The 12,368-nt window shown below is 34.8% G+C and carries 14 protein-coding genes; 1 reads left to right on the forward strand and 13 read right to left on the reverse strand.

From position 1 onward, the window contains the following. Nucleotides 1-4 precede the first annotated feature (4 nt). The 13 genes from nuoK to aspS all read right to left on the reverse strand — a co-directional run bounded on the left by nuoK (nucleotide 5) and on the right by aspS (nucleotide 11,130). Entirely contained in the window at nucleotides 5-325 is a 321-nt protein-coding gene (gene nuoK / locus BSF41_RS11545; protein ID WP_008466103.1) for an NADH-quinone oxidoreductase subunit NuoK, read from the reverse strand. Further along, nucleotides 325-864 (reverse strand): NADH-quinone oxidoreductase subunit J, encoded by a 540-nt coding sequence (locus tag BSF41_RS11550; protein WP_095929645.1) that lies wholly within the window; start codon nucleotides 862-864, stop codon nucleotides 325-327. The genes nuoK and BSF41_RS11550 overlap by 1 nt, the downstream gene beginning before the upstream one ends. Further along, a complete protein-coding gene (locus BSF41_RS11555; RefSeq protein WP_095929646.1) occupies nucleotides 865-1,410 on the reverse strand; it encodes an NADH-quinone oxidoreductase subunit I in 546 nt (181 codons plus the stop codon). It lies immediately after the preceding gene. An 86-nt stretch (nucleotides 1,411-1,496) separates the two neighbouring features. Then, a complete protein-coding gene (nuoH, locus tag BSF41_RS11560) occupies nucleotides 1,497-2,549 on the reverse strand; it encodes an NADH-quinone oxidoreductase subunit NuoH (protein WP_095929647.1) in 1,053 nt (350 codons plus the stop codon). A 6-nt stretch (nucleotides 2,550-2,555) separates the two neighbouring features. Then, nucleotides 2,556-3,584, reverse strand: coding sequence for a 2Fe-2S iron-sulfur cluster-binding protein (locus BSF41_RS11565; protein WP_095929648.1), 1,029 nt, complete (start codon nucleotides 3,582-3,584; stop codon nucleotides 2,556-2,558). A gap of 93 nt (nucleotides 3,585-3,677) precedes the next feature. After that, nucleotides 3,678-5,048 (reverse strand): NADH-quinone oxidoreductase subunit NuoF, encoded by a 1,371-nt coding sequence (nuoF, locus tag BSF41_RS11570; RefSeq protein ID WP_095929649.1) that lies wholly within the window; start codon nucleotides 5,046-5,048, stop codon nucleotides 3,678-3,680. Nucleotide 5,049: 1 nt separating this feature from the next. Next, complete coding sequence (locus tag BSF41_RS11575) at nucleotides 5,050-5,580, reverse strand: NAD(P)H-dependent oxidoreductase subunit E (protein WP_095929650.1); 531 nt, start codon at nucleotides 5,578-5,580, stop codon at nucleotides 5,050-5,052. 204 nt (nucleotides 5,581-5,784) lie between these two features. Continuing rightward, nucleotides 5,785-7,023, reverse strand: a complete 1,239-nt coding sequence (locus tag BSF41_RS11580; RefSeq protein ID WP_095929651.1) for an NADH-quinone oxidoreductase subunit D — start codon at nucleotides 7,021-7,023, stop codon at nucleotides 5,785-5,787. A gap of 21 nt (nucleotides 7,024-7,044) precedes the next feature. After that, nucleotides 7,045-7,566: an NADH-quinone oxidoreductase subunit C gene (locus tag BSF41_RS11585; protein WP_095929652.1), complete on the reverse strand. Its 522-nt coding sequence runs from the start codon at nucleotides 7,564-7,566 to the stop codon at nucleotides 7,045-7,047. 1 nt (nucleotide 7,567) lies between these two features. Further along, nucleotides 7,568-8,116, reverse strand: coding sequence for an NADH-quinone oxidoreductase subunit B (locus BSF41_RS11590; protein WP_095929653.1), 549 nt, complete (start codon nucleotides 8,114-8,116; stop codon nucleotides 7,568-7,570). A 150-nt stretch (nucleotides 8,117-8,266) separates the two neighbouring features. Continuing rightward, nucleotides 8,267-8,632, reverse strand: coding sequence for an NADH-quinone oxidoreductase subunit A (locus BSF41_RS11595; RefSeq protein ID WP_095929654.1), 366 nt, complete (start codon nucleotides 8,630-8,632; stop codon nucleotides 8,267-8,269). 242 nt (nucleotides 8,633-8,874) lie between these two features. Beyond that, a complete protein-coding gene (locus tag BSF41_RS11600) occupies nucleotides 8,875-9,069 on the reverse strand; it encodes a cold-shock protein (RefSeq protein WP_007137066.1) in 195 nt (64 codons plus the stop codon). Between the two features lie 309 nt (nucleotides 9,070-9,378). Beyond that, nucleotides 9,379-11,130 carry an aspartate--tRNA ligase gene (gene aspS / locus BSF41_RS11605; protein WP_095929655.1) on the reverse strand — a complete coding sequence of 584 codons (1,752 nt, stop codon included), beginning with the start codon at nucleotides 11,128-11,130 and terminating at the stop codon, nucleotides 9,379-9,381. A gap of 157 nt (nucleotides 11,131-11,287) precedes the next feature. Between aspS and BSF41_RS11610 the strand changes: the two genes are divergently transcribed. Beyond that, complete coding sequence (locus BSF41_RS11610; RefSeq protein ID WP_095929656.1) at nucleotides 11,288-12,283, forward strand: TlpA disulfide reductase family protein; 996 nt, start codon at nucleotides 11,288-11,290, stop codon at nucleotides 12,281-12,283. Nucleotides 12,284-12,368: the final 85 nt, after the last annotated feature.

Here is a 12,368-nt window from a genome sequence, read left to right on the forward strand (position 1 = left end):
CTGATTATCCTTTTAAATTTTTTAAATTATCGATACTAATTGATCCGATATTTCTAAAGATAGAAACTAAAATGGCCAATCCTACCGCAACTTCGGCTGCAGCAACCGCCATCGAGAAGAACACAAAAACTTGTCCTTGTGCATCTTGATGATAAGTTGAAAAAGCAACAAATAAAAGGTTTACCGCATTCAACATAATTTCGATAGACATGAAAACGATAATAGCATTTCGTCTGTACAATACACCAAAAATACCAATACAGAAAAGTACAACACTCAAAAAGATGTAGTTTTCAATACCTATTTGATTTAATATATTACCCATTATTTATTTAATTTTTCTTTTTTAGACAATAGAACTGCTCCAATCATAGCAACCAAAAGTAAGATCGAAGCAAATTCGAACGGAACCATATATTCGTTCAATAATATTTTACCTAAAACTTTAATTGATTGGAAATCTTCTCCAGTAGAATCGTATTCACCAACAATTGGTTTCGAGTTAATAAAGATTGTAATCAAAACAATCAATATTAAACAGAAAGAAACGATAGCACCTAAACGTGTAATTCTAGGTCGGTGAACTTCTCGCTGTTCGTTCAGGTTCATCAACATGATGGTAAACAGAAACAGAATCATAATAGCTCCGGAGTAGACTATTATATGAACAACAGCTAAAAACTGAGAATTTAATAGTAAATAATGACCAGCGATAGAAAAGAAACAAATTACCAAGTAGATGGCACTATGAATCGGGTTTCTGCTGAAAATAGTCAAGAAAGCAGTAATAACGGTAATGAACGCTAAAAAGCAAAAGATAACTTGAACAGTTGTTGCGTGTGCAAAATCAGGAATATGTATCATTTAGTTAGCGTTTTTAAGTTGAGCGTTTTTCAAAGCCATTTCTAAAGGCATTACTAATTTATCTTTCCCGAAAATGAAATCTTCTCTATTGTAATTAGCAGGAACTAATACTTTAGATTCGGTTAAGTAAATAGCGTCTTTTGGACAAGCTTCTTCACATAAACCACAGAAAATACAACGAAGCATATTGATTTCGTAGATTTCTGCATATTTCTCTTCTCTATACAAGTGTTTTTCATCAGGTTTGCGTTCTGCAGCTTTCATAGTGATCGCTTCTGCAGGACATGATAAAGCACATAATCCGCAAGCTGTACAGTTTTCACGACCTTGTTCATCGCGTTTCAGCATGTGCTGGCCACGGTAAACTGGACTCATTTCACGAACCTGCTCTGGGTAATGAATGGTAACTTTTTTTCTGAAAAGGTGTTTTACTGTAATAACCAAACCTTTTACAATCGCCACAAGATACAATCGCTCAACAAAAGACATCTCCTTATTTGAGACCACCTTTTTTCTACCCGATAATGATATAGTTTCTATTGACATTTTTACTATTATAGTTTATGATTTATAATTTGACATCGATCAAATTCAAAATCTATTTTGTTTTTATTTGAAGCTAATTACAGTTCTTAGAACCCTAAAGCCGCTAAGATTTCGTGTCTTAAAATAACAACACCTGTAATCATGATATTAATAATCGAAAGCGGAATTAAAATTCTCCAACCTAAGTTCATTAATTGGTCATATCTAAATCTTGGAATTGTCCAACGTACCCACATATAGAAGAAAATGAAGAAACATATTTTTATAAATAATGCTCCAATTCCTAATAAGTTTGCTGTATTTACACCTACATTTTCTACCATCCATTGCATTCCTGGGTAGTTGTATCCACCAAAGAATAATACAGAAATAATAGTAGAAGAGATAAACATACTTGCATATTCAGCAAATAAATAGAATCCCATTTTCATAGATGAATATTCGGTATGGTAACCTCCAATTAATTCGTTTTCACATTCTGCTAAATCGAAAGGAGTTCTGTTTGTTTCTGCAAATGAACAGATTAAGAAAATTAAGAATGATAAAGGCTGATAAAAAACATTCCAATTCATTCCTTGTTGCTGTAATGAAATTTCTTTTAAACTCATTGTTCCAGTCATCATCAATAAAGCAATTATTGATAATCCCATTGCAACCTCGTAAGAAACCATTTGAGAAGCGGCACGAATAGCTCCCATCAAAGAGAACTTATTGTTAGATGCCCATCCACCAATCATGATACCGTAAACTCCAACAGAAAGAACTCCGAAAATGTACAATAAAGCAATATTTACATCTGTAGCTTGAAGAATAATGTCTCTTCCGAAAAGATGCAAACGATCTCCCCACGGAATTACAGCACTAGTCATTAAAGCAGTACTCATTGCAATTGCAGGTCCAACTACAAATAAAAATCTATTTGGTGTGTTTGGGAAAAACTCTTCCTTAGAGAACAATTTCATACCATCTGCAAGTGGTTGTAATAAACCTCCCCATCCAGCACGGTTTGGTCCAACACGATCTTGCAAGAAAGCAGCAACTTTACGTTCTGCCCAAGTAGAATACATCGCCATGATCATTGTTACCGCAAAAACGACAACAATAACAACACTTTTTTCTATAATAAATGCACTTTCCATTTCTTACTATTTTTGATCTTTATCAGTTAATGGAATTGCAGCCATACTAATCTTTTTACGGTCAATATCTCTACCTAAAAGAATATTCTTTTCTGTATCGATTGTAACTTTCTCTAATTTTTGAGTGTAATTGTTTTGGTTGATAACAGAATCTTTTTCAAATTCTCTTGGTCCTTCAATTATCCAGTCTTTCACATCTTTGTGATCAAAACGACAGCTGTTGCAAATGAATTCTTCCACTTCATGGTACTCGTCTTTACGACCAGTTACACGCTGAATTTCTCCACCAAACATCCAAACTGTAGTTTTTCCGCAGCATCCTGGAGTAGTACATTCTCTGTGTGCGTTATAAGGTTTGTTAAACCAAACTCTTGATTTAAAACGGAAAGTTTTATCTGTTAAAGCTCCAACTGGACAAACATCAATCATGTTTCCAGAGAACTCATTGTCGATCGCTTTAGAAATTCCAGTTGAAATATTAGCGTGGTCACCACGATCCAATACTCCGTGAACTCTGTTGTCTGTCAATTGATCTGCAACTTGCACACATCTTTGGCATAAAATACAACGGTTCATGTGAAGTTGAATATTTGGACCAATATCTTCTGGTTCAAATGTTCTTTTCTCTTCAATGTAACGTGATTTCGGATTTCCGTGCTCAAAACTTAAATTCTGTAAATCACATTCACCAGCTTGATCACAAATAGGGCAATCTAATGGGTGATTGATTAATAAAAATTCTGTTACAGATTTACGGGCTTCAGTTACTCTTGCAGACGATTTACTGTTAACTTCCATACCATCCATACATCCTGTTACACAAGATGCCATTAATTTTGGCATTGGTCGTGGGTCAGCTTCACTTCCTTTAGAAACTTCAACTAAACAACAACGACATTTACCGCCGCTGCCTTTTAATTTTGAGTAATAGCACATGGCTGGTGGTACTAAATCCCCTCCAATCATACGTGCAGCCTGCAGGATCGTTGTTCCTGGTTCTACGTCTATACTTTGACCGTCTATGGTTACTTTCATCTCTTTATGATTTGAATGTTGAAAGTCGGAATATTCAAAAGAGTTGCTGTCCTTTTAATATTTTTAACTTTATAACTTTCTGCTATATATTTTTTAAACGATTACTTTACCGCCAATTAAATGCTTAACTTGTGAGAAAGGCTCGGCAACAAAGTGATCTCTATTTTTAATTTTTTCTGGGAAACGAACGTGATATTCAAATTCATCTCTAAAGTGACGAATCGCTGCAGCTACTGGCCAAGAAGCAGCGTCACCAAGCGGACAAATTGTGTTTCCTTCAATTTTACTCTGAATGCTCCACAATAATTCGATATCTTCTTCACGGCCTTGACCGTTTTCGATTCTCCATAAGATTTTTTCTAACCATCCAGTTCCTTCACGGCATGGAGTACATTGTCCGCAAGATTCGTGGTGGTAAAAACGAGCAAAGTTCCAAGTGTTTCTAACCACACAAGCAGTGTCATTGTACACAATAAATCCTCCAGAACCTAACATAGATCCAGTAGCAAAACCACCATCACTTAAAGATTCGTAAGTCATTAAACGATCTTCGCCATTTGCTGTTTTGAAAATCAATTCAGCTGGTAAAATTGGCACAGAAGAACCTCCAGGTACAAATGCTTTCAAAGGTCTGCTTGAAGACATTCCTCCTAGATATTCATCAGAATTCATGAATTCGTCAACACTCAAACCTAATTCAATTTCGTAAACGCCAGGATTTTTAATGTGCCCTGAAGCAGAAATTAATTTAGTTCCTGTAGAACGTCCAATTCCAATTTTTGCATAATCATCACCAGAATTGTTTACAATCCAAGGCACAGTCGCAATTGTTTCCACATTGTTTACCACAGTTGGATTTGCCCAAAGACCAGAAACCGCTGGAAAAGGTGGTTTAATACGAGGATTTCCTCTTTTACCTTCCAAAGACTCGATCAATGCAGTTTCTTCTCCACAGATATAAGCTCCAGCTCCACAGTGAACATGAAGTTCAAGATCGTAACCCGAACCTAATATATTTTTTCCTAACCAGCCAGCAGCTTTAGCTTCGGCGATTGCTCTTTCTAAAATTTTGAAAACCCACATATATTCTCCACGAATGTAGATATACGAAAGGTTAGCGCCCAAAGCATAGCTTGAAGTGATCATTCCTTCGATCAATAAGTGAGGAATAAATTCCATCAAATAACGGTCTTTGAACGTTCCTGGCTCTGATTCGTCGGCGTTACAAACTAAGTGTCTTGGTTTTCCTGATTTTTTATCAATAAAGCTCCATTTCATTCCCGCAGGGAAACCTGCTCCACCACGTCCACGTAATCCTGATTTTTTTACTTCTTCCGTAACTTCGTCTGGAGTAAGTGTTTTTAAAGCTTTTTCTACAGAAGCATAACCACCATTTTGGCGATACACTTCGTAGGTTTTAATTCCAGGAATATTGATTTTATCTAATAATATTTTTTGTGACATCTTATTTATCGTGTAATATTATTTTATCATCTCTACAATCAGCAATGATCTGATCGATTTTTTCTTCTGTCAATTTCTCTTTGTAGAAATCACCTAATTGCATCATCGGAGCATATCCGCAAGCACCTAAACATTCTACACCAGCAATGGTAAACATTCCGTCTGGAGTTGTTTCGCCCATTTTAATGCCTAATTTTTCAGAAGTATAATCCATTAAATTTTCGGCACCGTTTAAACAACAACAAGAGGTCTGGCAAAATTCAAACATGTATTTTCCAATTGGCTTCTGGTTGAACATCGTATAGAAAGTAACCACTTCATAAACCTCAATTGGTTTTATCTGAAGAATCTCGGCAACTTTATCTTGCAGTTCAATACTAAGCCAGTTGTTGTGTGCATCCTGAACTTCGTGCAAAACAGGCAATAAAGCCGATTTTTGTTTGCCCTCAGGATAATGACTGATCAATTCATTGATACGAGCGATCAATGCTTCAGTCATGTTTATTTCTTGTTTGTAATGTTTACGTTCCATTTTTATTTTAGATTTTAGATTTTAGACTTTAGATTTTTTCAAATCTTTATCTACAATCCTTATTCTGCAATCTTTGTTTTAAGTTTTAGATTCTTCAATCTGAATTTTCAATTCTCAATTCTCAATTATAATTTTAAACCTAAATTCTAAAATCTGCATTCTCAATCAGCAATCTAAAATCTACAATCTAAAATCAACAATTATTTAGGCGTCTAATTCTCCTGCAATTACGTTCAAACTTGATAAGATGATAATTGCATCAGAAAGCATGGCACCTTTAATCATTTCTGGGAATGCTTGATAATAAATAAAGCATGGTCTTCTGAAATGTAATCTATATGGAGTTCTGCTTCCGTCTGTTACTAAATAAAAACCTAGCTCTCCATTTCCTCCTTCTACTGGGTGGTAAATTTCTGCAACTGGTACAGGAACTTCTCCCATTACGATCTTAAAGTGATAAATTAAAGATTCCATAGAAGTGTAAACGTCTTCTTTTGGAGGAAGGTAGTAATCTGGAACTTCAGCGTGATATTCGTTTCCGGGAGGCATTTTTTCTAACGCCTGACGAATAATGCTTAAACTTTCCCAAACTTCAGCATTACGAACACAGAAACGATCGTACGTATCTCCTGATTTTCCAACAGGTACAATAAAATCGAAATCTTCGTAAGATGAATAAGGTTGTGCTACACGTACGTCATAATCAACTCCAGCAGCACGTAAGTTTGGGCCTGTAAATCCGTAAGCCATTGCTTTTTCGGCAGTGATACCACCTACGTTTACAGTTCTATCAAGGAAAATTCTATTTCTCTCGAATAAGTTTTGGAATTCTTGCCAAACTGGTGGGAATTCTTCAAGGAATTTATCTAGTTTTTTGAAAACTTCTGGAGACCAGTCTCTTTCAAAACCACCAATTCTTCCCATATTTGTAGTCAAACGAGCTCCACAAATTTCTTCGTAGATTTCGTAGATTTTTTCTCTAAATTGAAAAACGTATAAGAAACCAGTATACGCACCAGTATCAACCCCTAGAATTCCGTTACAGATAATGTGGTCTGTAATACGAGCCAGCTCCATAACGATAACTCTTAAGTATTGAGCTCTTTTTGGAACTTCAATGCCTAATAATTTTTCTACAGTCATCCACCATCCCATATTATTGATAGGAGATGAACAATAGTTCATACGGTCTGTAAGAGGTGTAATTTGATAAAAAGGACGATTTTCGGCAATTTTTTCGAATGCTCTGTGGATGTAACCAATAGTTGGTTCAGCCTCAAGAATTTTTTCACCATCCATCAACAAGATATTTTGAAAAATACCGTGTGTAGCAGGGTGAGTCGGACCTAAATTCAGTACAGAAAGTTCGCTTCCGTCTTCGTTTAGTCTCTCCTTAATTATTTTAGCATATCGATGCTCTGGTGGTAATAATAGTTCTGACATTTTATAATGTTGAATTATTTTTTAGCAATTTGTTGTTGTTCTTCCGAAGAATCGGTCATCCTTATCTGTTCTTCCGCTGTCTTCCAATGGGAATTCTTTTCTCATTGGGTGAGACAACATTTCATCCATATTTAAAATACGTTTCAATTGAGGATGTCCTATAAAGTCAATCCCATAGAAATCGAAAGTTTCTCTTTCCATCCAGTTAGAAGACAAGAAAATGTTTGAAACCGATTTAATTTCTGGTTTTTCGCCGTTTAAGAAAACTTTGATTTTCAATCTTTTGTTTTCGTACCAGTTGTGTAAATGATAAACAACTGCAAACTGGCGTTCTGTTTCGTTATCTGGATAATGAATACCACACAAATCTGTTAAGAAGTGAAAGCGTAATTCAGGATCATTTTTAAGGAATAGAATCAGGGGCGTAATTTTATCAGCCGAAGCTTCTAAAGAAAAAATATCTCTTTCTTGCTGAAAATTGAAAACATCGTTATTAAATGTTTCAGTAAGTTTATCTTGGATCAGGGTGTTTTCTAAAGCCATCTTATGAGATATTATATGAAGCTAATAATTCTTGGTATTCAGGTGAGCTTCTTCGTCTCACAGATTCGCTTTTTACCAGGTCTTGAAGTCTCATAACTCCATCAACAATTTGTTCTGGTCTTGGCGGGCATCCTGGCACATAAACATCAACAGGAATTACTTTGTCAATTCCTTGAAGAACAGAGTAAGTGTCAAATACTCCTCCTGACGAAGCGCATGCTCCAACAGCAATAACCCAGCGAGGCTCGGCCATTTGTTCGTATACTTGTCTTAAAATTGGGGCCATTTTTTTAGAAATAGTTCCCATAACTAATAACATATCGGCTTGTCTTGGCGAGAAACTCACACGCTCAGAACCAAATCGAGCTAAGTCATAGTGAGATGCCATTGTTGCCATGAATTCGATACCACAGCATGAAGTCGCGAAAGGAAGCGGCCATAATGAGTTAGCTCTTGCTAAACCAACAACATCACTAAGTTTTGTAGCGAAGAAACCTTCACCAGTAACTCCTTCTGGCGGCGCAACCATATTTACTTTTGAATCGCTCATTTTATTTTAGATTTCTGATTTTAGATTTTAGATTCATTGAAATCGTAAAAAGTAAAATCAATTTTTTAAATCAGTACTTTAAATTTGAATTCAAATTTTAAATCTCAATATTAGATAAATCTAAAATCTCCGATCTAAAATCTAAAATCATTATTCCCACTCTAATGCTTTCTTCTTGATGATGTAAAAGAAACCAACTAAAAGCAAAGACATGAAAACTAACATTTTTAGCATTCCTTCAATTCCTAAGTCTTTAAAGTTTACTGCCCAAGGATAAAGGAAAATAACCTCTACGTCGAATAATACGAACAAAATGGCAACTAAGAAGTATTTTACAGAGAATGGAATACGGGCGTTACCAACAGATTCGATACCACACTCGAAGTTTTTATCTTTAACTTCAGAGGTTCTTCTTGGTCCTAATTTTCCAGAGATAATGATTGTTCCTACCACAAAACCAACAGCTAGAATAAACTGCATTAAAATAGGAATGTAACTGTATTGATCAGATTGCATAAACTTCGATTTTTTACTTAAAAAATGAGCCACAAAGATAACTTGGAACTCTGTAAAACACAAGCTAAAAAAGGATTTAAGTAGGGTAGTAAACCGCGTTTATGTCTAATTTTTATTGATTATAAATAACATTGCGTTATTTTAATATTTTTTTAAGAAATGGGCAAAAAAAAACGTCCCGATACTTCGGGACGTCTTCTGAGACCATTCAGAGGCAAAAAAAATAAATTGCTATATTTTTCTTAGATTACTGCTACTTTAGCAGCAACTTTCCCTTTTCTTCCTTCTTCTTCTTCATAGCTTACACGGTCACCTTCGCGTAATTCTTCCGCGTTAATTCCTGAAGCGTGAACGAAGATGTCTTTTCCTGTTTCTTCGTCTGTAATGAATCCATAACCTTTAGATTCATTGAAAAATTTTACTGTACCTGTACGCATTTGTAATGTAATAATAATTTATAATAAACAAATGTAATATTTAAAATCATACAAAAGACATATACGTGTTAATTTTTTGTAAAAATTATTGATTTACAGTGTTTTTACGCGGTTTATTGCGTCAATTTGTTTATAAAATACCATAATTTGCGAATCATTAATTGTAGGAATATAAAAACATTACGTTTGTAGGAATATGATAATTCTAAAAAAAATAGCCTTTAAGATTTTTCTTAGTATTTGGTTAAATTAAAAAAGCCGCTGAAATTTCAGCGGCTTTTTATTTTTTTATGAATAATTTACTTCAAATTAAGCAATATTTACTTTAATTCGAAGTTCTTTTAATTGTGCGTCGTCAATTGCAGCAGGAGCATCGATCATTACATCACGTCCTGAATTGTTTTTAGGGAAAGCGATGAAATCTCTAATTGTTTCCTGACCTCCAAGAATTGCCACAAGTCTGTCAAGACCAAAAGCAAGTCCTCCGTGAGGTGGTGCTCCAAATTGGAAAGCATCCATTAAGAAGCCGAATTGTGCTTTTGCTTCTTCTTCAGTAAATCCTAAATATTTAAACATTAATTGTTGTGTCGCTTTATCGTGAATACGAATAGATCCACCTCCAATTTCATTTCCGTTTAAAACCATATCATAAGCGTTTGCACGAACTTTTCCAGGTTCTGTTTCTAGTAAAGCCATGTCTTCTGGTTTTGGAGAAGTAAATGGGTGGTGCATTGCATGATAACGTCCGCTTTCTTCGTCAAGTTCCAATAATGGGAAATCAACAACCCATAATGGAGCAAATTCTTCTGGATTACGTAAGCCTAAACGAGTTGCTAATTCCATACGTAAAGCAGAAAGCTGAGCACGTGTTTTGTTTGCTGGACCAGAAAGAACAAAAATCATATCTCCAGGATTTGCTTCTGTTGCTTTTGCCCAGTTTGTCAAATCGTCTTGATCGTAGAATTTGTCTACAGACGATTTGTAAGTTCCGTCTTCGTTACATTTTACATAAACCATTCCTGACGCTCCAACTTGTGGACGTTTAACCCAATCAATTAACCCGTCGATTTCTTTACGAGTGTAATTTCCTGCTCCAGGAACCGCAATTCCGACAACTAATTCAGCCGCATTAAATACAGGGAATTCTTTGTGTTGTGCAAATTCGTTCAATTCTCCAAACTTCATTCCGAAACGAATGTCCGGTTTGTCGTTTCCGTATGTTTTCATGGCGTAGTCGTAAGTAATTCTTGGGAATTTATCTACTTCAATGCCTTTAATTTCTTTTAATAAATGTCTTGTCAATCCTTCGAAAATATTCAAAATATCTTCTTGCTCTACAAATGCCATTTCGCAGTCAATTTGAGTAAACTCTGGCTGACGGTCTGCACGTAAATCTTCGTCACGGAAACATTTCACAATTTGGAAATATTTATCCATTCCACCTACCATCAACAATTGTTTGAAAGTTTGCGGAGATTGCGGCAAAGCATAAAACTGACCTTCATTCATGCGGCTTGGCACAACAAAATCTCTTGCTCCTTCTGGAGTCGATTTGATTAGGTAAGGTGTTTCAACTTCGCAGAAATCCAAATCAGATAAATATTTACGAACTTCCATTGCCACTTTGTGACGGAATAATAAACTATTTTTTACTGGATTTCTTCTGATGTCCAAGTAACGGTATTTCATTCTGATATCTTCTCCACCGTCAGTTTCATCTTCAATTGTAAAAGGAGGAGTAAGTGCACTATTTAAAATCGTTAATTCTGAAACTAAAATTTCAATTTCACCAGTTGGGATGTTTTTGTTTTTAGCTTCACGCTCAATAACAGTTCCTTTTACCTGAATTACAAATTCACGTCCAAGTGTTTTTGCCAATTCAAAAACAGTTTTATTAGTACGACTTTCGTCAAAAATAAGTTGTGTAATTCCGTAGCGGTCACGTAAATCGACCCAATTCATAAATCCTTTATCACGTGATTTTTGAACCCAGCCCGCAAGTGTAACTTCGGTATTAATATTTGAAGCGTTTAATTCGCCACAATTATGACTTCTATACATAATCAAAATTTTAGACTGCAAAAGTAAATACAAAATTCAAGATAATATAGTAAAGTGATAAGTTGATGCAGAATAATTTTAAATATTTTGTTAATTCCAAAAAGTGGAAGCTTTAATTTCTTTAGTTTTGATTATCTAAAAACTAATTGAAATACCTATGAAAAAACTCTTTGTTGCAGGATTAGTAATTTTTAATGCTTTAAACATAGTCGCTCAAGACACAAATTCTATCAAGTTTACGGCTAAAATTGCCAATAGAAATAGTGATACATTAATAATTAAGGGAAGAGATAATTTTGAGAAAATAATCCCAATTGATAAAAAAGGAGTTTTTGCAACCACTTTTAATGCTCCTCAAGGATTTTATGTGTTGTATGATGGAAAGGAATCTTCTAATTTGTATTTAAAACCAAATTCTGAAGTCAATTTAACACTAAACGCGCAAGAATTTGATGAAACGATTGTATATAAAGGTAAAGGGGTAGAGGAAAGTAACTTTTTGGCGCAACAGGCCTTAAGTGATGAAAACTTTACTAAAGAGGCTTTTACTAAAGAACCGAATGAATTTGCTGCTTTACTGGATGGCAAATTGAAATCGGATACAGAAAAAATAGAGAAGAGTGATTTTTCGACAGATTTTAAAACGGCTTTAAAGCGCAGTTTTGAAAGTTTTCATCAATATGTAGCTCAAGATTACGAGAGAGTTTTAAAATCAAATAAATTTATAGGAAAAGCTTCTCCGAGTTTTGATTATGAAAATTATAAAGGAGGAAAAACCAAACTTTCTGATTTTAAAGGGAAATATGTTTACATTGATTTATGGGCAATTTGGTGCGCACCTTGTAGAGCTGAGATTCCGTATTTAAAAAAGTTAGAAGAAAAGTATCATGGAAAAAATATCGAGTTTGTGAGTATCTCTATTGATAAATTGAAAGACAGTGAGAAATGGAGAAAATTTGTTGCCGATAAAAGCCTTGGCGGTACACAACTTTTAGCCGATAAAGATTGGGAATCTGAGTTTATTGTTAATTATAATGTAACTGGAATTCCAAGATTTATTCTGCTAGATCCAAGTGGTAATATTGTAAAATATGATGCGGCGAGACCTTCAGACCCAGAATTGGATAAACAGCTTACAGCATTATTGAACTAATTTATTTACGAAATTTACAACGTTATCGTAAAGTTTAAATATTTCTAAAACACCAGTAAAACCAGTGCCTGAGCGCTGGTTTTTT

The organism is Flavobacterium sp. ACN2, assembly GCF_002303885.1.
Lineage (GTDB): Bacteria > Bacteroidota > Bacteroidia > Flavobacteriales > Flavobacteriaceae > Flavobacterium.

Bases quoted from the DNA above. Each gene is read 5' to 3' on its own strand.
- BSF41_RS11575 (WP_095929650.1), bottom strand. From the start codon at position 5,580: ATGGAACGTAAACATTACAAACAAGAAATAAACATGACTGAAGCATTG.
- nuoH (WP_095929647.1), bottom strand. From the start codon at position 2,549: ATGGAAAGTGCATTTATTATAGAAAAAAGTGTTGTTATTGTTGTCGTT.
- nuoK (WP_008466103.1), bottom strand. From the start codon at position 325: ATGGGTAATATATTAAATCAAATAGGTATTGAAAACTACATCTTTTTG.
- BSF41_RS11600 (WP_007137066.1), bottom strand. From the start codon at position 9,069: ATGCGTACAGGTACAGTAAAATTTTTCAATGAATCTAAAGGTTATGGA.
- BSF41_RS11555 (WP_095929646.1), bottom strand. From the start codon at position 1,410: ATGTCAATAGAAACTATATCATTATCGGGTAGAAAAAAGGTGGTCTCA.
- BSF41_RS11580 (WP_095929651.1), bottom strand. From the start codon at position 7,023: ATGTCAGAACTATTATTACCACCAGAGCATCGATATGCTAAAATAATT.
- BSF41_RS11550 (WP_095929645.1), bottom strand. From the start codon at position 864: ATGATACATATTCCTGATTTTGCACACGCAACAACTGTTCAAGTTATC.
- BSF41_RS11610 (WP_095929656.1), top strand. From the start codon at position 11,288: ATGAAAAAACTCTTTGTTGCAGGATTAGTAATTTTTAATGCTTTAAAC.
- BSF41_RS11565 (WP_095929648.1), bottom strand. From the start codon at position 3,584: ATGAAAGTAACCATAGACGGTCAAAGTATAGACGTAGAACCAGGAACA.
- BSF41_RS11590 (WP_095929653.1), bottom strand. From the start codon at position 8,116: ATGAGCGATTCAAAAGTAAATATGGTTGCGCCGCCAGAAGGAGTTACT.
- aspS (WP_095929655.1), bottom strand. From the start codon at position 11,130: ATGTATAGAAGTCATAATTGTGGCGAATTAAACGCTTCAAATATTAAT.
- BSF41_RS11585 (WP_095929652.1), bottom strand. From the start codon at position 7,566: ATGGCTTTAGAAAACACCCTGATCCAAGATAAACTTACTGAAACATTT.
- nuoF (WP_095929649.1), bottom strand. From the start codon at position 5,048: ATGTCACAAAAAATATTATTAGATAAAATCAATATTCCTGGAATTAAA.
- BSF41_RS11595 (WP_095929654.1), bottom strand. From the start codon at position 8,632: ATGCAATCTGATCAATACAGTTACATTCCTATTTTAATGCAGTTTATT.